The 17,132-nt window shown below is 72.6% G+C and carries 18 protein-coding genes; 7 read left to right on the forward strand and 11 right to left on the reverse strand.

Translation table 11 applies throughout. From position 1 onward, the window contains the following. The first annotated feature begins 63 nt into the window (after window positions 1-63). The 4 genes from ACZ4Z4_RS36370 (at window position 64) to ACZ4Z4_RS36385 (ending at window position 4,278) form a co-directional block, all read left to right on the forward strand. A complete protein-coding gene (locus ACZ4Z4_RS36370; protein ID WP_468337453.1) occupies window positions 64-435 on the forward strand; it encodes a hypothetical protein in 372 nt (123 codons plus the stop codon). 92 nt (window positions 436-527) lie between these two features. Continuing rightward, window positions 528-2,885, forward strand: a complete 2,358-nt coding sequence (secD, locus tag ACZ4Z4_RS36375) for a protein translocase subunit SecD (protein WP_468337456.1) — start codon at window positions 528-530, stop codon at window positions 2,883-2,885. A 117-nt stretch (window positions 2,886-3,002) separates the two neighbouring features. Beyond that, entirely contained in the window at window positions 3,003-3,623 is a 621-nt protein-coding gene (locus ACZ4Z4_RS36380; protein ID WP_468337459.1) for a PepSY domain-containing protein, read from the forward strand. A gap of 106 nt (window positions 3,624-3,729) precedes the next feature. Further along, on the forward strand, window positions 3,730-4,278 hold the full coding sequence (locus ACZ4Z4_RS36385; RefSeq protein WP_468337462.1) for a tellurite resistance TerB family protein: 549 nt from the start codon (window positions 3,730-3,732) through the stop codon (window positions 4,276-4,278). A 9-nt stretch (window positions 4,279-4,287) separates the two neighbouring features. On the opposite strand, the gene ACZ4Z4_RS36390 is transcribed toward ACZ4Z4_RS36385, so the two are convergent. From ACZ4Z4_RS36390 to ACZ4Z4_RS36405, 4 genes are all read right to left on the reverse strand, one after another. Next, window positions 4,288-4,917 carry an acyl-CoA-like ligand-binding transcription factor gene (locus ACZ4Z4_RS36390; protein ID WP_468337465.1) on the reverse strand — a complete coding sequence of 210 codons (630 nt, stop codon included), beginning with the start codon at window positions 4,915-4,917 and terminating at the stop codon, window positions 4,288-4,290. Window positions 4,918-5,032: 115 nt separating this feature from the next. Beyond that, window positions 5,033-5,878: a DUF1206 domain-containing protein gene (locus ACZ4Z4_RS36395; protein WP_468337468.1), complete on the reverse strand. Its 846-nt coding sequence runs from the start codon at window positions 5,876-5,878 to the stop codon at window positions 5,033-5,035. 75 nt (window positions 5,879-5,953) lie between these two features. After that, complete coding sequence (locus ACZ4Z4_RS36400; RefSeq protein WP_468337471.1) at window positions 5,954-6,442, reverse strand: STAS domain-containing protein; 489 nt, start codon at window positions 6,440-6,442, stop codon at window positions 5,954-5,956. Window positions 6,443-6,564: 122 nt separating this feature from the next. Then, on the reverse strand, window positions 6,565-7,512 hold the full coding sequence (locus ACZ4Z4_RS36405) for a helix-turn-helix domain-containing protein (protein WP_468337474.1): 948 nt from the start codon (window positions 7,510-7,512) through the stop codon (window positions 6,565-6,567). A gap of 136 nt (window positions 7,513-7,648) precedes the next feature. Here ACZ4Z4_RS36405 and ACZ4Z4_RS36410 point away from each other — a divergent pair, with 136 nt between their 5' ends. After that, the gene (locus ACZ4Z4_RS36410) at window positions 7,649-7,981 is read left to right on the forward strand and encodes a cupin domain-containing protein (protein WP_468337477.1); all 333 of its coding nucleotides are present in this window, start codon (window positions 7,649-7,651) and stop codon (window positions 7,979-7,981) included. A 7-nt stretch (window positions 7,982-7,988) separates the two neighbouring features. Here the strand turns inward: ACZ4Z4_RS36410 and ACZ4Z4_RS36415 are convergent, their stop codons facing one another. The 5 genes from ACZ4Z4_RS36415 to ACZ4Z4_RS36435 form a co-directional block, all read right to left on the reverse strand. Then, window positions 7,989-8,888 (reverse strand): AraC family transcriptional regulator, encoded by a 900-nt coding sequence (locus ACZ4Z4_RS36415; RefSeq protein WP_468337480.1) that lies wholly within the window; start codon window positions 8,886-8,888, stop codon window positions 7,989-7,991. Window positions 8,889-8,979: 91 nt separating this feature from the next. Then, window positions 8,980-9,489: a hypothetical protein gene (locus ACZ4Z4_RS36420; protein WP_468337484.1), complete on the reverse strand. Its 510-nt coding sequence runs from the start codon at window positions 9,487-9,489 to the stop codon at window positions 8,980-8,982. 16 nt (window positions 9,490-9,505) lie between these two features. Next, on the reverse strand, window positions 9,506-9,820 hold the full coding sequence (locus tag ACZ4Z4_RS36425) for a hypothetical protein (protein WP_468337487.1): 315 nt from the start codon (window positions 9,818-9,820) through the stop codon (window positions 9,506-9,508). A gap of 85 nt (window positions 9,821-9,905) precedes the next feature. Further along, the gene (locus ACZ4Z4_RS36430) at window positions 9,906-10,637 is read right to left on the reverse strand and encodes a maleylpyruvate isomerase family mycothiol-dependent enzyme (RefSeq protein ID WP_468337490.1); all 732 of its coding nucleotides are present in this window, start codon (window positions 10,635-10,637) and stop codon (window positions 9,906-9,908) included. 909 nt (window positions 10,638-11,546) lie between these two features. Further along, entirely contained in the window at window positions 11,547-13,001 is a 1,455-nt protein-coding gene (locus ACZ4Z4_RS36435) for an aminotransferase-like domain-containing protein (RefSeq protein ID WP_468337493.1), read from the reverse strand. Between the two features lie 110 nt (window positions 13,002-13,111). Here ACZ4Z4_RS36435 and ACZ4Z4_RS36440 point away from each other — a divergent pair, with 110 nt between their 5' ends. Next, entirely contained in the window at window positions 13,112-14,365 is a 1,254-nt protein-coding gene (locus ACZ4Z4_RS36440) for a Tm-1-like ATP-binding domain-containing protein (protein WP_468337496.1), read from the forward strand. Between the two features lie 23 nt (window positions 14,366-14,388). Further along, window positions 14,389-15,210, forward strand: a complete 822-nt coding sequence (locus tag ACZ4Z4_RS36445) for a phosphoenolpyruvate hydrolase family protein (protein ID WP_468337499.1) — start codon at window positions 14,389-14,391, stop codon at window positions 15,208-15,210. A 29-nt stretch (window positions 15,211-15,239) separates the two neighbouring features. On the opposite strand, the gene ACZ4Z4_RS36450 is transcribed toward ACZ4Z4_RS36445, so the two are convergent. Together ACZ4Z4_RS36450 and ACZ4Z4_RS36455 are read right to left on the reverse strand one after the other, a co-directional pair. Further along, complete coding sequence (locus tag ACZ4Z4_RS36450; protein ID WP_468337502.1) at window positions 15,240-15,893, reverse strand: M23 family metallopeptidase; 654 nt, start codon at window positions 15,891-15,893, stop codon at window positions 15,240-15,242. 330 nt (window positions 15,894-16,223) lie between these two features. Next, on the reverse strand, window positions 16,224-16,919 hold the full coding sequence (locus ACZ4Z4_RS36455; RefSeq protein WP_468337505.1) for a ribonuclease H family protein: 696 nt from the start codon (window positions 16,917-16,919) through the stop codon (window positions 16,224-16,226). Between the last annotated feature and the right edge of the window lie 213 nt (window positions 16,920-17,132).

Here is a 17,132-nt window from a genome sequence, read left to right on the forward strand (position 1 = left end):
GCGGTGCCACACCGTGCGCACCCGAAGGGACATCCGGGGAGAGCCGTGGGGACGGGGGCAGGCGTGGCGCAGCAGAGCCGTTCCGCGCGCCTGGCCGCGTCCGCGCTGTCCCTCGTCGTCACGGTCCTCGCCCTCTTCGTCCCCTCCGCCCCGGCGTACGGGACGGCGGGCGACGCGCCGCTCACCCGGCACACCGTGGCGGCCCACGCAGGCGAGCCGGCCGGGCCGCACGACGTGCCGGCACTCCACGTCGCCCTCGCACACCGCCCGGACGCCCACATACCGGGCCCGCAGCCGGCCGGCCCCGCGCAGTCGGCCGTCGACACGGCGCCGCACCGCGCCCTGGGCGGACCCGACACCCGCCCCGCCACCGCGCCCGCCCCACCGCGACGGCCCCTCGCCCCCGCCGCCCCGCGCGCACCGCCCCACCGATGAGCACGCAGACCGTCCCCGGCGCCTGACCGGCGCACCGCATCCGCGACGCCCGGTCACGCGTCCCTCCGTCCTGCCCTCATCGTGGAGAACCCATGTCCCGCCCAGCCCTGTGGCGGGCGATCGTCGCGCTCGCGGTCGTCGCCCTGTCCCTGTACATCGCCCTCACCCAAACCGCTCGCCTCGGCCTCGATCTTCGGGGCGGCACCCAGATCGTCCTGGAGACCAAGGACTCACCCACCGTCAAGGCGGACGCCGCGTCCACCGACCGCGCCCTGGAAGTGCTCAGGCAGCGCGTCGACGCCCTCGGCGTCTCCGAACCCGGCATCGCACGCTCCGGCGAGAAACGCATCATCGTCGAGCTGCCCGGCGTACAGGATCCGCGGAAGGCGGCCGACGTCATCGGCCGCACCGCCCAGCTGACGGTCCACCCGGTGACGGGGGAGTCCGCCCGAAAGGGCACGGCGAAGCCCGCCGCCGACGGCTCACGCACGCTCCCCGACCCCGACCGGCCCGGCAACCACCTCACGCTCGGCCCGACCGCGCTGACCGGTGAGGGCGTCAAGGACGCCGAGGCCACCCTCGACCAGCAGACGCTCTCCGGGTGGCTGGTCACGCTCGACTTCCGCAAGGACGCGGGCGACACCTGGGCGCGGCTCACCGGCGAGGCGGCCTGCGCGCCGCAAGGCGCCCCGGAGCGGCGCGTCGCCATCACCCTCGACGGCAAGATCATCTCTGCGCCCGGCGTGAACGAGGGCGTCGCCTGCAAGACCGGCATCACCGGCGGGACCACGCAGATCACCGGCGGCTTCGACCAGTCCGAGGCCCGCGACCTCGCCGCCCTCGTCAAGGGCGGCGCCCTGCCCGTGCCCGTGGACATCATCGAACAACGCACGGTCGGCCCGACGCTCGGCGCCGACGCCATCGAGGCCAGCACCTGGGCCGCCCTCATCGGCATCGCCCTGACCGCGCTGTTCATCACCGTGATCTACCGGCTCCTGGGCGCGCTCGCCGCCGTCGCCCTCGCGCTGTACGGCCTCATCTCGTACGCCGCCCTGGTGGCGCTCGGCGCGACGCTCACCCTGCCCGGCCTCGCCGGGTTCGTCCTCGCCATCGGCATGGCCGTCGACGCCAACGTGCTCGTCTTCGAACGCGCCAGGGAGGACTACCTCGCCGTCCGCTCGACCGACCTGAACAAACCCCTGCGTACGGGCTTCTCCAAGGCATGGAGCGCGGTCGTCGACTCGAACGTGACGACGCTGCTCGCCGCCGGCCTGCTGTTCTTCTTCGCCACCGGACCGGTCAAGGGCTTCGGCATCACCCTGTGCATCGGCGTCCTCGCGTCGATGGTCACCGCGCTCGTCATCACCCGGGTCCTCGCCGACTTCGCCGTCGGACGGAGCCTCGTGCGCAAGCGGCCCGCTTGGACGGGCATCGCCACCACGGGCCGCGTCCGCACCTGGCTGGCCCGCAGGAACCCGAACCTGGTGCGCCACCGGCGCCGGTGGCTCGGCGCCAGCGCGCTCCTGGTCGTCGTGGCCGTCGCGGGCATCGTGCTGCGCGGCCTGGAGTTCGGTGTCGAGTTCACCGGCGGCCGTCTCGTCGAGTACAGCACCAGCAGGCCCGTCGACGCCGACACCGCCCGCGGCGCCGTCTCCGACGCGGGCTTCCCGCGCGCGGTGGTGCAGGAGTCCGGCGAGGGCGACATCACCGTCCGCACCGAACGGCTGACCGACGCCGAGCAGCAGCGCGTCAAGGAGGCCCTGGCGGGGCCGGGCGGCACGGTCACCGTCGAGCGCGACGAGATGATCGGCCCGAGCCTCGGCAGCGAACTGCGCGAGAAGGCGCTCATCGCCCTGGGCATCGCCGTCGCCGCCCAGCTGATCTACCTCAGCGTACGTTTCCGCTGGACCCTCGCGGCGGCGGCCGTGTCGGCGATGGTCCACGACGTGCTGCTCGTGGTGGGCCTGTTCGCCTGGCTCGGCAAGCCCGTCGACAGCGTCTTCCTCGCCGCCCTGCTCACCGTCATCGGCTACTCCGTCAACGACACGGTCGTCGTCTTCGACCGCGTGCGCGAGGCACGCCGCCGCGATCCGCGCGGCGATCTGCCGGCGCTCGCCAACCGGGCCGTCGTGCAGACGCTGCCGCGCACCGTCAACACCGGCATGGGCGCGCTGTTCATCCTGACGGCCCTCGCGGTGCTCGGCGGCGACTCGCTCGCGGACTTCTCGCTGGCGCTGATCGCCGGGGTCCTGATCGGCGTGGCCTCCACCGTCTTCACGGCCGTGCCGATCGCCCTCGCACTCGAACGCCGCAACCCGGCGCCGCCGCCCGCGCGCACGCGCCGGCCGGGCGGTCCGGGTGGTCCGAGCGGCCCGGAAGAGGCGCAGGACGAGTACAGCCCGTTGGAGGCGCGGCGGCGGAGGGAGCGGGGGACGGGGGCGGTCGTGTAGGCGAACGTGTCTCTCCGTGTGAGGTGATGATATGTAGCTTAATGTGGCCATATGGTCACAAAAAGAAATGTATCTGTAAGGCGTAGCCGCCTGTCGGCTTCGCGGGGTGCGACTCTCATGTGTGCCGCGGTCGCGGCGGGTGCCCTGCTCACCGGCTGCGGCAACGACGACGGCGGCGGCGCCGCGAAAACCGACGCTTCCGAGGCCGGTCGGGCGGCGTCGCCCAGCACCTCGGCGGACGGCGCCCTCACGGACGACCAGGCCGAGCGCAAGGCCCTCGTCCCCAAGGCGAAGGTCGGCTACGACGACGCGCTGAAGAGCGCGCTGGCGACGGTCGACAAGTCGAAGCCGGTCTCGATCGAGCTCAAGGGCACGCCCGACGCCCCGCATTGGGAGGCCGAGGTGGCCACCGACGACGGCACCCCGCACTCCGTACGCGTCGACGCGGTCACCGGCAAGGCCGACAAGCCCCAGGCCGACAAGGACCAGGACGCCGACGACAAGCGACAGCTCGCGGACTGGCTGAAGAAGGCGACCGTGACGCCGGAGCAGGCCGTGGAGACCGCCACGGACAAGAAGAAGGGCACCGTCACCTCCGTCGAGCTCGACGACTCCGACAAGGACCGCACGGTGCTGTGGTCCGTCGACGTCGTGACCACCGACGACTGGAACAAGACGACCTTCGACGTCGACGCGACCAACCGCAAGATCCTGCGGGAGCACGTCGACAAGGACTGAGCGACCGCACGGGTGCCCCCGTGTGGAACTCCGCGGGCTGGTAAGGCGTTGGCAAAGTGGCGCGCGCCCGCGCGCCGACCAGCGAACAGCAGTCGAGGTGGCACGGATGGCGATGTGGGACCGGATCAAGGACCAGGCCAAGGGTCTGCAGCAGTCGCAGGGGACGCGGAGCTCCGGCGGCCACGGACGGCCGGGTTCCGGGTCCGGCGGGGGATCGAAGGCTCAGCTCGTGGGTGTGCTCAAGACCCAGCTCGCCTCGCTCAAGACGGAGCTCAAGAGCGGCGCCTACCGCGACGCCAGCATGGCCATGTGCGCCCTGGTCGCCGCCGCTGACGGGTCGGTCGACCCGGCCGAGCGCCAGCACGTCGAGTCACTGATCGTGCAGAACGACGTTCTGCAGAACTTCCCGCCGGACCAGCTCCGCCAGCGGTTCAACAAGCACGTCGACCAGCTGACGGTCAATTTCCAGCAGGGCAAGGCCGAGGCCATGCAGGAGATCGCCAAGGCCGCCAAGAAGCCGATGGAGGCGAAGGCGGTCGTGCAGACGGGCTTCGTCGTCGCCGGCGCCGACGGGTACATCGCCCCCGCCGAGGAGCAGGTCCTGCGGGAAGCGTGCGCGGCACTCGGCGTGTCACCGCAGGAGTTCGGCCTCTGATCGTAGGGGTTAGGCCGCCTCGACCGCGTCCAGCGCCGGGGCGATGACCTCGAAGGCCCGGTCGAGCAGCTCGGCCGGGTCCTCGGCGCCGTCGCTGCCGCTCCACCGCGTCAGCACGGCGTCGAACGCCGTCAGGGCCATCCCCGCGGCCAGCCGCGGATACAGGTCGGTCCCGGGGTCGCGCCCGGTGCGGCGCCCCATCTCCTCCGTCAAATCGCCGCGCCACTGCTCCTGCCGCTCCAGGAAGCGGGCCAGCAGGGCCGGGGTCCGCAGGATCAGCTGCACCACGCTCAGCGCGCGCTCGAAGTGGTCGGAGCAGGCGGCGAGCGGAACCTTGACGGCGTGCAGCAGCGCCACCGAGGGGCGCTCATCGGCGGGGCGGTCCGCCAGCTCCCCGCGCATGCCGATGCCCATGTCGGCGAGGAACTGGACGACCACGTCCTCCTTGGACGCGAAGTACCGGAAGAACGTGCGCCGGGACACGCCGGCGGTGGTCACGATCTCGTCGATGGTGACCGCTTCGTACCCCTTCCGTGCCAGCAACTGAAGCGCGGACTCGGTCAGTTCGTCCGAGACGAGCCGACGCTTGCGCTCGGCCAGGGTCAGGGGAGGGCGGGAAGTCACCACGTCATCGTACATGTCGGGCGTTCGAATGCCCTCCGTGGCGCTCAAGCGCCGCCATGGCATCCCATGCCACTTCTGGCGAGGGATGCGACATGGCGGCGCTGTCCCGTGAGCGGGCCTGAGCCGCCCCTCAGAGCTTGCGCCAGCGCGCGTTCGCCCAGGAGAAGAGGCCGAAGGCGGCGAGGCCGAGCGCGATCAGCGCGAGCAGCCAGGGCCCGGCGGCGGTGTCGGCGAAGGAGCGCAGGGTGTTGTCGATGCCCTTCGCCTCGCCCGGCTTGTGGCGCAGCGCCGCCGCGATGGCGAAGCCGCCCGCGACGGCGAACACCACGCCTCGCGTCGTGCCGCCCGCGATGCCGACGACGTCGACGCCCCGGCGCACCTGCCGGGACATCGCGCCCATCCGCAGCTTGTCGTGGAACTTGCGCAACAGGGCCCGTCCGGCGATCCAAAGCCCCGCCACGATGACGCCCGCGCCTGCCACGGCGACGATCCACTTCCCGCCCGGCCAGTCGAGCACCTTCGCTGTCGCGTCCTGTGTCTGCCGGTCGCTGGAGCCGCTGCCGCTGCCCTTGTCGCCCGCGGCGTAGGCGAGGATGGAGTACGCGACGAAGGTGTAGAAGAGGAAACGCGCGCCGGCCAGCGCCCGCTTGTGCGCGGCGTCGCCGTCCGGCCCCGCCTGCCCGAAGAAGACCTCGGAGAGCCGCCACAGGGCCATCCCCGCGAGGGCGATGCCGAGCAGCCACAGGAGTACGTTCCCGAAGGGCTTCTCCGCGAGCTCCGCGAGAGCGCCGCCGCGGTCGGCCTGGCGGCCGCCGTTGCCGTCGGAGAAGGCGATGCGCAGGGCCAGCGCGCCGACGAGGAGATACAGCACGCCGCGCCCGACGAACCCGGCACGTGCCACCGCTGCTACGCCGCGCCCCTTGGCCGCCCGCCGTGCCTTGCTCTTGCCGCGGGTCGCGGCCGACGGGAGACGCATGTCGGGGAGGCGTATGGAGGGAAGATGCATGTCGTCCGAATGCCCGGATCGCTCCGGCTCATGCCCCGGGCCGCATCAGCGGAACCCGCTGCGGGCACCGGCGCGCGTGCAGGGAATCGGCGCGCCGGCCGGGATGGTGAAGACCCGGTCGAGAGAGGTGATGCGCAGCAGCCGCCGGTTGCGCGCGCTGCCGGGCACGAGCCACAGGGTGCCGCGGTCGAGGATCACTTGGTTCCGGATGCGCACCAGCAGCCGCAGGCCGCCGGCGTCCATGAACGTCACTCCCCGAAGGTCCGCGACGACCCGCGGGCCGGCCCGGTCGAGGAGTGCCGTGACGCGGGGAGAGAGCTCCTGGTCGGCCCAGGCGTCCAGCTCGCCCCAAAACGCAAGGACATCAGTGCCGTTCACCACGCGGTGGCGCAGGCCGAAGGTGAAGTCGGCGGTGCCCGTATCCCAGTCCAGCAGTGTCTCTTTCCCTTCACGGAGAGTAGTCGTACCGGCGATGGCGTGGCGTGCGATGACCGGCGCCGGACGCCATCGAGTCCTGGGCGGCACCGAGGTCACGAGTCAATCGTTCCCGCTCAGAGCCGTTCTTACCCTCATAGGACGATAGGATTAGCGAGCGAAAGAAACTGATGGGGCGTCAACTCTATGACTACTGAGAGTAGTCACGGTGGTGGGCCCGTCTATGGAGCCGCGCGGAATGCCCGGCGGTAAACGCCCGGTGTCGTCCCGAGGGCCCGCAGGAAACGCCTGCGCAGATTGGTCGCCGAGGAGAGCCCGGCACGCCGCGCCACCGCGTCGAGCGGAAGATCGGTGGACTCCAGCAACTCCCGCGCGACGCCGACGCGTTGGCTCAGCAGCCACTGACCGGGGCTGACACCCAGCTGGTCGGCGAAACGGCGCGCCAGCGTGCGCACCGAGACACCCGCGTGCGCCGCCAGCTCCTCGACGCCGACCGGCTCGGCCAGACGCTCCGAGGCCCACGCGAGGAGCGGCGCCAGCGAACCGTCGAACTGGGCGGGGTGCGGCGGGGCCGCGTACTGCAACTGACCGCCCTCGCGATGGGGCGGCATCACCATGTTCCGCGCGACGTGCGCGGCGTACCGGGCGCCCTGGTCGGCGCGGACCAGGTGCAGACACAGGTCGATGCCCGCGCCGGATCCCGCGCTGGTGGCCACGTCCCCGTGATCCACGTAGAGCACGTCGGGATCGAGCCGGACGGCCGGGAAGCGCGCGGCCAGTTCGTCCGCGAGGGCCCAGTGCGTGGTCGCGCGCCGGCCGTCGAGGAGCCCCGCGTGTGCCAGCACGAAGGCGCCCGAGCAGATGCTGACCACCCGCGCCCCGCGGTCGTGCGCGGCGCGCAGCGCACGCAGCACGGCGGGGGAGGGGGTCTCGGCGGTGGGCTGCCAGCCGGGGACGACCACGGTGTCGGCCCGGTCGAGCGCGTCCAGGCCGTCGGTCACGACCATGTCGTACCCGGCGCGCGTGCCCACGGGGCCGGGGCGCTCGGCGCACACACCGAACGAGTACCGCCGCGCGATCCCGCGCCGCTCGATGCCGAACACCTCGGCCGCGCAGGCGAGTTCGAACGTCGACTGGGGAGCGTGCACGAGCGCGACGACATGATGCATGGCAGAAAAATACCTCGCCATGACTATTCAGACACTCGGCGGGACGCCGACGGTCGGGAAGGCTGGCGCCATGACGCCAGAGACGACTGAGACGGCTGAGATGACAGAGACGACTGTTTCGACAGCGACGGCAGAGATGGCAGAACAGAACACCGCACCCGGTTACGTCTGGTCGACCGTGCACGACGCCCCCACCCGCGAACTCTTCCCCGGCATCCGCCTGCGCCCCCTGTGGAAGGGCGGCAACGGCGCGAGCGCCCAAGTCCTCGAGATGGACCCGCACTCCCGCTGGGAGGGCATCGACGTGCACGAGCCGGGACCCGAGGAGGTCTACGTCGTCTCCGGGGTCTTCAACGACGGTGAACGCGACTACCCCGCGGGCTCGTTCATCCACGCGCCCGCCGGCTCCTCGCACATCCCGCAGACGACCACCGGCTGCACACTCTTCGTCTTCTACCCGGAGGGGTAGCCCGCTTCTACCCGGAGGGGTAGCCTGCGCCGACGAAGCCGTGGTCCCGCTCCCGCTCCACCGGGAGCCACAGCTCGGCGTCCGCCGTGGACTTGTCGGGCGACAGCCGCGTACGCAGGATCTCCGGGCCGGGCCGGCTGCGGTACGGGTTCGAGGGGAACCACTCCGTGAACACGTCCCGCCACAGGTGCTGGATGGCATCGGGGACGGGACCCGACGCCGAGAACACCGCCCACGTCCCGGCCGGGACGTGCAGTACGGCCGCGCCATCGGGAGCGGCCGCGGACGTGATCACCCCGTGGTAGTAGTCGAGTTCGGTGCCTTCGGCGCGGCTCGGGTCCAGGCCGTCGCAGACGGCGAGGATGCCCCGCGGCTCCTGGTCCGACAGCTGCTCCAGGCGCGCCACGTCCGCCGCCGCGATCCCGCGGACGAAGTCGACGATCGCCTGGTTGGGACCCGAGTGCACCAGCGGCACCCAGGTCTTCGGGCCCACGACGGTGAAGGCCGGCTTCTCCGCCACGCGGTAGCGGATGTCGCCGCTCCCCTCGATGGTGAGGCGGAAGGTCATCCGGGACTGGGAGCTGAGCGTGGCACCGGTGCGCCGGGCCTCGCCGGGCCCGATGCCGTGCATGGCGCGGAACGCCCGGGCGAACGCCTCGCCCGAGCCGTAGCCGTACCGCACGGCGATCTCCAGCAGTGTGTCGCGCCCCGCGAGCACCTCGGCGCCCGCGAGGGTGAGCCGCCGACGCCGGACGTACTCCGCCAACGGCATGCCCGCGAGCGCGGCGAACATCCGGCGCAGGTGGTACTCCGAAGTGGCCGCGATACGGGCGGCCTCCGCCACGTCGACCGTCTCGCCGAGGTGGCGCTCGACGTACTCCATGGCTTGGTTGAGCCGCTCCAGCACCCGGACTTCCTCTCTCTCGCCTATGCATCGCCCGCACACCGCCCGCACATTGTCTGTGCATCGTCTGTGAACGGCTGGCGCAGCCCCGTCGTCAGCGCACGAGGTGCGGGGGCAGCTCCACCCAGCGTCGCGGCAGGGTGTCGTCCACGGCGGGCCGCGCGTCGGTGACGCGGAGTCCGGCCGCCCCGCAGGCATAGGCGAGCTCCTGCGCGGCGTACGGAACACCGCGCCCCGAACGCCAGAACCGGAAGCGCCAGTGCGCGGCCGGATCCGTCCCGTCCGGGGGCAGACCGATCTCCTCGTGCTCCACGAGACGGCCGTCCCTGGCCAGGGTGCCGTGGGCGCCGCCCTTGAGGTTGACGTACAGCCCGTAGGCGGTCGCCCCCGCCGATATCGCGCGCAGCACGTCGCTGTCGCCCGGCACGTATCCCTCTTGGGTGAGAACGCAGCCGCCGGGGTGGCCGGGCAGGTCGGTCTCGCGCCAACGAGACCGACCGGGCCACCGTCTGCGCAGCCAGACCGCGGCGCAGGCCGAGCGGGGCAGCGCGACGATGAAGTCCGGCGGCGCCTCCCGTACCGGGGGGCGGACTCCCGCGCCCACGACCGTGGCGGCTGGGTCAGTCCCCCTTGCGCCCGCTGGTGGCCCGGGCCGGATGTGCCCCTGCTTTTTCGGCCGACGACGACTCCCGGCGCCGGAAGGTACCTGCGGCCAGGGTCAGCGGGCCGATCAGCAACACGAGCACCGCGACAGCGCCGAGCGCGACCGGCAGGCTGGTCAGCTCGGCGACCTGCCCACCATCGGAGGGCCGAGCAAGAAACCCGCTGTAGGCGATGGTTGTCGCAAACGCGACCTCGCGCTCGCCACCGCCCCCGTCGACCCGTCGGCCGGCCGAACCACTCAACTCCATGACGACGGGGGAGGCGTACGCCAAACCGACACCTGCGACCGCGAAGCCGGCGAAGGTGAGCGCCGGTGACGGCGCGATGACTGCGGCGCGTGAGGAGTGGCTGCGGCGGTCAGCTGCGCCAGGTCGGCAGCGTCGGCAGGGGTCCTCGCGGTTCGACGCTCAAGGTGTGTCCGTCGGTCCGTCCGGTGAGCCAGCCCAGCAGCTCGGCTGCCGGGCCAGTCACCCGCGGCCCCGGGCCGTCGCCGATCACCCGCGGGACCTGGTCCTCGTCGGCGCGCAGCGTCATGGGCGGGGCGGTGGGGTCGGAACGCAGTTTCGCGGTGGTCGTTGCCAGTTCGCGGGTGACGAAGGAGGCGGGCCAGTGGGCCGGACAGTGCCCGGTGTCCAAGTCGCTGTGGTGCACCTCGACCTCGCGCAGCATGCTGGCGACGGCCCCGCGTACCGGCCGCAGACCGCCCCCCAGCCAGCGCACCGGCACGTCCCAGGCGTTCGGGGGGTGGTCGTCGGCCGCGGCCAGGAAGCGGCGCAGCGCGGTGTCCATGTCATCGAGGAGTGCGTGGGCGGATCGCCCGGCGCCTTCCTCGATCTCCCGTTCCCGCTGGTTGTCGTCGGCGTATTGCGGCAGGTCGGCTCCCGTACGGGCGGCGGTGAGCAGCCGGGTGCGCGAGTCGGCGCTGCGGGCGAGGTGGGTCAGGACGTGGCCCCGGGTCCAGCCGGGCAGCAGGGAGGGGGCCCGTACGTCCTGGTCCGACAGCGCGGCCGCCGTCGCGAGCAACCGGTCGACGCAGGTGCGCAGCAGGGGCAGGAGGGCGGCAGGGCTGTCTTTCTCATCGTGCGGCATGGGCCTCCGATCGGCGACGACGTGTCGCTCTATCTGTGCCTGGTTCGCGCCGTCGTGCACTGCGTCGATGTGGCGGCTCGCCGATGCGACGGGGCGGGGGCCGGCTGGACGCGAGGGCTGGCAGCACCGTGCCGGCCGGTTCCCCGTGGTCCGGCCTTTGCCGGCCGGAGCCGAAGGCACAAGCCGGGGCCTGCGCGGTGCAGTCGTGGTCCAGCGGTCCTGGGGCCGCAGCGCATACCGATGTAGACGCAGCCTGTGCCGTCCCGCAGGGTGGAGAAGACCACGGGCATGTAGTCCTCGCTGAAGGCGGCGCCCACTCCCGTACCGGCGAACACCGACTCCGTCACCGGTAGCAGATCTATCTCCAAGGGCTCGGAGAAGTCCTTCATGCCGTCGACGAACTCGTACACCGCGTGTCCCGCGCCGTCCCGTCGTGGCCGTAACCCTGGACACCGTCCCAGTCGCGGCTTCCTCGGACCAGCACGCGTGTGCCGTCTTGCTGGTCCGCGACGCGTACGCCCGCAGCTCCTGTGGTCCGACCACCGGCACGGGCGTCTCGCTCGTCGTGTCGAGCGAGGTCACCCGCCTGCCGTCACCCAGCAGCAGCCCCGCCCGCAGCCCGGACTGCCGCCGCTCCCCGCCGCTGTGCCGGTACACCGGCCGGTGCACGGAGAGGTGCAACGTGACCGAATCCGGCCACACGGACCAGCCGGTCACCAGCACCTTGGCCGCCGGCCCCGCGCCGGCCACCGCGAGCTGCGGCACCGGCGCCGGCTCGAACCAGTCGAGCGGCGGCCGGTCCCGGGCCGCGTCCTCCCCGGGAGGGCCGAGCCTGACCACCTCGCCCCGCGGCTCGGCCGGTTCCTCGGGCAGCGCCAAGTCGTCGAAAAACCCCATGCCTTCATGCTGTCAGGAGGGTCTGACATCGGACGTCGCGCTCTTGTCGCGGCTGCGCTCCGCACAGTCGAGGAGAGTCGGAAGCGCCCGTTCCAGCTTGTCGACGCCGTGCGCGTACGGCAGCCGCAGCCGGTCCCGGAAACCGTCCACGGCGGAGAACGCGGAACCCGGCACGACGGCCACGCCCCGGCGCCGTGCCAACTGCGCGAGCGCCTCCGTGTCGACATCCGGTATCCGGACCCACAGTGCGGGGCCACCGGCCGGCCGGTCCCATTCCCAGTGCGGGGCACGGGCGTCCAACAGCTTCTCCGCGCCCGCCAGCCGGTCGCGCAGCACCGCCCGGCGCGTGGCCCGCGCCTGCGGAAGGCCGGCCAGCAGCCGCACCGCCACCAGCTGGTCCACCACCGAACACGACAGGTCCACCGACGTCTTGATCTTCGCGAGACGCGCGACGATGTGCGGCGACGACCGTACCCAGCCCACCCGCACCCCGCCCCAGAACAGCTTCGACAGCGTCCCCACCGTGATCGTGGACGCCATCGGGAGCCGGGCCGCCAGCGGCACCGGAGCCCCGTCGCCCGCCAGGCCGAGCTCCGCGCACGCGGTGTCCTCGACGGTGAACAGCTCACGCTCGCCGAGCGCCGACGCCCACTCCCGCAGCGCCGCGCCGTCCAGGCTGCGGCCCGTCGGATTGTGCACGGCCGGCTGAAGATAGACGAGCCGCGGCCGCACCGTCGCGCCCAGGCGCCGCAGCGCCGCGGCGTCGGAGCCGTCACCGCCCGCCCCGGGCCGGTCGCCGCCGACCGGGACGAGCCGCGCGCCGCGCGACCGCAACGCCTCCAGAGCCCCCCGGTAGGTGGGGTTCTCCACCACGACCGTGTCGCCCGGGTCGACGAGGGCCTGCGCGACCAGCCACACCGCCTGCTGGGAACCGGAGGTGACGAGTATCTGCTCCGGCTCCGTGGGCACCCCCGCCTCGCTGTAATACGCCGCGATGCCCTCACGCAACTCCGGCAGACCGTGCGGCAGATAGCCGTCGCCCTCCAGCATCGGGGCGAGGTCCGCGGCCGACAGCGCACCGACCGCGTCGCCCACCGCGCCGAGCCCGTCCAGCGCACCGCTGGAGAGATCGGCCCCGCTCGTCCGCGCGTCGAAGCTCGCGAGCCGCCCCTCACCCGCGTGCCGCTCCAGCGAACCCGAGCCGCGCAGCCGCGAACCGCTGCCGCGGCGGCTCTCCAGCCAGCCCGCGTCCTCCAGGAGGCTGTACGCGGCGGTCACCGTGGAGCGACTCACTCCCAGTACACCGGCCAGTTCACGCTGGGACGGCAGCGTCGTGCCGGGCGCGACGTCCGCACGCTCGGCCAACTCCCGCAGAGCGTCCGCGAGTCGCCGCGGCAGCGGCCCCGCCCCCTCGGACGACCAACCGGTGAGAAGCCGTGACAATCGGGCCGTCGGGATCTTCGCCATGCCCTCATCTTCGCCTACCCGCAGGCCAATCCGGCCCCACTGGTCGTTGTCACCGACCGGGACCGGCCACAGGATCAGCACCACTGGGCACATGAAGGAGAGTGAAGGACATGGCGACCGTGGTCCTCGTCGGCACGCTGGACACCAAGGGCGAGGAGTACGCCTGGCTGCGCGAACGGCTCCGCGAGTACGGCAGCGACGTCCTGCTGGTCGACGTCGGCGTGCTCCCGCCGCCCGCCCAGACACCCACGCCCGACATACCGGCCGAGACGGTGGCGCGCGCCGCCGGGCACGACCTCGCCGCGCTGCGGGGCGCGGGCGACCGTGGCGCGGCGGTCGCCGCCATGGCCGAAGGACTGACGCGGGTCGTCTTCGACCTGTACCGGCAGGGACGGCTCCACGCGGTGCTCGCGGCAGGGGGCAGCGGCGGCTCGGCCATCGCCGCGCAGGCCATGCGGGCCCTGCCCATCGGCGTACCGAAGGTGCTGGTCAGCACCATGGCGGGCGGTGACGTGGCACCGTACGTCGACAGCAGCGATCTCACGATGATGTACAGCGTCGTCGACGTCTCCGGCATCAACTCCGTCTCGCGGCACGTCCTCGGCAACGCGGCGGCCGCCGCGGCCGGCATGGCACGCCGCCAGGAACGCAACCTGGAGGAGCTGGCGGGCCCGCGGCGCAAGGTCGTCGCCGCCACCATGTTCGGCGTGACGACACCCGCCGTCGACGCGGCCCGCACCCGCCTCGCCGAACTCGGCTACGAGGTCCTGGTCTTCCACGCCACGGGCGCGGGCGGCCGCGCCGTGGAGAAGCTCGCCGCCGACGGCCTCCTCGACGGCGTGCTCGACCTGACCACCACCGAACTCGCCGACGAACTCGTCGGGGGAGTGCTCAGCGCGGGCCCCGACCGGCTCACCGCGGCGGGCGCCGCGGCCATCCCCCAGGTCGTCGCGCCCGGCGCCCTCGACATGGTCAACTTCGGCCCCGAGGCGAGCATCCCGGAACGCTTCGCCGGGCGACGCTTCCTCGTCCACAACCCGACGGTCACGCTCATGCGGACGACCGCCCGTGAGATGGCCGCCCTCGGCGCCATGCTCGGCCACAAGCTCGCCGCGGCCCGCGGGCCCGCCGAACTCTTCTGGCCGCTGCGCGGACTCTCGGCCGTGGACACGACGGACGGCCCCTTCGCCGACCCGGTGGCCGACATGACGGGCCTCGACGCCCTGCGCGCCACCGTGTGCGGCAGCGGTGTGCGCCTGCACGAGGTCGACGCGCACATCAACGACGCGTCCTTCGCGGTCGCGATGGCCGACCGCCTGCACCAGATGATCGGCGAACGCGCCGCCGCACCGGCCGGCCGCTGACCCACCCTTTCCAGGAGCACCCCATGAACCGCAAGGAAGCACTCGCCCGCCTGCACGCCCAGGTCGCCGAGGGCCGGCCCGTCATCGGAGCGGGCGCCGGCACCGGCCTGTCCGCCAAGTGCGCGGAGGAGGGCGGCGTCGACCTGCTCATCATCTACAACTCCGGCCGCTACCGGATGGCGGGCCGCGGCTCCCTGGCCGGACTCCTGCCGTACGGCGACGCGAACGAGATCGTCGTCGACATGGCGCGCGAGGTGCTGCCCGTCGTCCGGGACACCCCGGTCCTCGCGGGCGTGTGCGGTACCGACCCCTTCCGCCGCATGGACCTCTTCCTCGACCAGCTGAAGGCCATGGGCTTCACCGGCGTGCAGAACTTCCCGACGGTCGGCCTGTACGACGGCACGTTCCGGGTCAACCTCGAAGAGACCGGCATGGGATACGGCCTGGAGATCGACATGGTCCGCGCCGCCCACGAGCGCGACCTGCTCACCGCGCCCTACGTCTTCGACCCGGAGCAGGCCACGGAGATGGCGCGGGCGGGCGCCGACGTCCTCGTCCCGCACGTCGGCCTGACCACGAAGGGCTCCATCGGCGCGGGCACCGCGATGACGCTCGACCAGGCGGCGGCCGCCGTCCAGGAGATGCACGACGCCGCCAAGCGCGTCAATCCCGACGCCCTCGTGCTCTGCCACGGCGGCCCCATCGCCGAGCCCGAGGACGCGCGGTACGTCCTTGAGCACACCACCGGCATCGTCGGCTTCTTCGGCGCCTCGTCCATCGAACGGCTGCCCACGGAGCGGGCGGTCGTCGAGCAGACGCGGGCGTTCAAGTCCCTGCGGCCGTGAACTCCGCGCTCACCGCCGGACCGCCGCCTTCACCAGAGGCGGGCGCCCCGTCGGGCCAGGTAGCGGTAGGGGTTGACGTCCGAGCCGTAGTGCCGGCGGGTCCGGATCTCCAGGTGGAGGTGGGGTCCGGTGGCACGGCCCGTGCTGCCGCTGCTGCCGAGCCGCGTCCCGGCGCGGACCCGGGCACCCTTGCGCACCCGGATGCGGGAGAGGTGGGCGTACAGCGCGTAGTGCCCGTCCGGCATCCGGACGGTGACGGCTTTGCCGTACGCCCCCGACCAGCGGGCCAGCACCACCACCCCGGCGCCCACCGAGTACACGGCGGTGCCCCGCGGCACCGCGAGGTCGACCCCGGTGTGGTGACCGGCGAGCCAGTCGCCGCGCGCTCCGTACCGGGTGGTGACCCGGTAGCGGCGGCGCAGCGGGAGGGTGAACCGCCCCCGGGGACCCGCCTCGGCGAGACCTCGTTCGTCGTCCTCCGGGAACTCCGCGTCGGCCCTGGCGAGGGCCTCCTCGAACTCGGCGTCGTAGGTGGCCGGGCAGGAGTCGTCGGGCTCCAGTCCGGCCCGTGGCGCGGCGGCCCCCGAGGAGAGGGCGCCGCCCGCCAGCAGCACCGCGGCCATGCCCAGTGCGTCACGTCGTGTGGTGCCCGCTGCACGCGGGCTGTCTATGTCGTAACCCATTGCAGAAAGGAGACCGTCCATGGCGCGGGAGCGCACGTCGGCTGCGCCATCCGGGGGAAACCCCCATAACCGACCGGACTAGTGGTCAGTACGAACAGATATTGGACGCTCTCCGAACACCGGCACGACAATTTCAGCGCACATCAAGGGGGTTGTGCTTCGCATGACGACGTCAACACAGTCCACTCCACCGGCACGGCACTTGCTGGAATCGGGGTGGAACGCCTCGGTGACCGGATGTTCGCCTCCGCCACGACGGGGACAGGAACCGGCGCCGAACTCCGCCTGGAGTACGGGGGACCGGTAGGCACCGGCGATGCCTGGGCCGCGTCAGGCGTCGGCGGTGTCCCGGCACTCGACATGGCCCCAGCCGTGCGCGTTCTTGGCGATCTTCTCACCGGCGGCGTACGGCTTCTGGCAGTGGCAGCGGCCGGGGTACTTGGCCTTGATCACCGCGCCGGAGGCCGACTTCTTCGTGCGGGCGGCGCTCTTGCGGGGCGTGCGGCCCGCGGGGGCGGCGGTCATGCGCTCCGGGCGCGGCTCGGGGATCTCCAGGTCGCCGTGGGCGGTGCCCGCGGGCTGCTGGGTCGTCGCGGCGTCGCTGGCCGCGACGTCGGCGATCGCGTTGAGGTGATCACCGCCGACCTGGTGGGCGGCCACGTGCCGGAACGTCACCGCACGGCCCTGGAGCAGCGCGTCGATGCGTACGACGAGCTCCTTGTTGGCGACCGGCTTCTTCGCCGCGGTCTGCCATCCGTTGCGCTTCCAGGACGCGATCCACTTGGTGACCGCGTTCATCGCGTACTGGCTGTCCATCCGCACTTCGAGCGGCCGCGCCGGGTCGGTGGCCTCCAGCAGCTCGGCCAGCGCGGTCAGTTCGGCGACGTTGTTCGTGGTGTGGCCGAGCGGGCCCGCCGCCCAGCGCTGCGGGCGGCCCTCGGCGTCGGCGACCACCCAGGCCCAGGCGGCCGGCCCGGGGTTCTTCTTCGCCGCTCCGTCACAGGCGGCAATGATCAAGTCAGACATTCCCCGATGATTTCATCGATCGGCCGCTCAGCTTCCCCCGGGCCCCGTGTTCTGCTGCGTGGCGTTCGCACCGCCGAGCCCCTGCGCGAACCCCTGCTCCGCGGCAGCACGCTCCAGCTCCTTTGTCCCGTGGCCGGTCAGTCCGGGTGCGGCCGGGGTGAGGGGCGACGCGTCGACATGCGCCCCGATCGTCCGACTCCGCGTGCATCGCCC

This window comes from Streptomyces sp. NPDC030245 (assembly GCF_055572995.1).

Coding starts and splice junctions, on each gene's coding strand:
- secD (WP_468337456.1), top strand. CDS start 528: ATGTCCCGCCCAGCCCTGTGGCGGGCGATCGTCGCGCTCGCGGTCGTC.
- ACZ4Z4_RS36380 (WP_468337459.1), top strand. CDS start 3,003: ATGTGTGCCGCGGTCGCGGCGGGTGCCCTGCTCACCGGCTGCGGCAAC.
- ACZ4Z4_RS36385 (WP_468337462.1), top strand. CDS start 3,730: ATGGCGATGTGGGACCGGATCAAGGACCAGGCCAAGGGTCTGCAGCAG.
- ACZ4Z4_RS36390 (WP_468337465.1), bottom strand. CDS start 4,917: ATGTACGATGACGTGGTGACTTCCCGCCCTCCCCTGACCCTGGCCGAG.
- ACZ4Z4_RS36395 (WP_468337468.1), bottom strand. CDS start 5,878: ATGCGTCTCCCGTCGGCCGCGACCCGCGGCAAGAGCAAGGCACGGCGG.
- ACZ4Z4_RS36405 (WP_468337474.1), bottom strand. CDS start 7,512: ATGCATCATGTCGTCGCGCTCGTGCACGCTCCCCAGTCGACGTTCGAA.
- ACZ4Z4_RS36410 (WP_468337477.1), top strand. CDS start 7,649: ATGGCAGAACAGAACACCGCACCCGGTTACGTCTGGTCGACCGTGCAC.
- ACZ4Z4_RS36430 (WP_468337490.1), bottom strand. CDS start 10,637: ATGCCGCACGATGAGAAAGACAGCCCTGCCGCCCTCCTGCCCCTGCTG.
- ACZ4Z4_RS36435 (WP_468337493.1), bottom strand. CDS start 13,001: ATGGCGAAGATCCCGACGGCCCGATTGTCACGGCTTCTCACCGGTTGG.
- ACZ4Z4_RS36440 (WP_468337496.1), top strand. CDS start 13,112: ATGGCGACCGTGGTCCTCGTCGGCACGCTGGACACCAAGGGCGAGGAG.
- ACZ4Z4_RS36445 (WP_468337499.1), top strand. CDS start 14,389: ATGAACCGCAAGGAAGCACTCGCCCGCCTGCACGCCCAGGTCGCCGAG.
- ACZ4Z4_RS36450 (WP_468337502.1), bottom strand. CDS start 15,893: ATGGGTTACGACATAGACAGCCCGCGTGCAGCGGGCACCACACGACGT.
- ACZ4Z4_RS36455 (WP_468337505.1), bottom strand. CDS start 16,919: ATGTCTGACTTGATCATTGCCGCCTGTGACGGAGCGGCGAAGAAGAAC.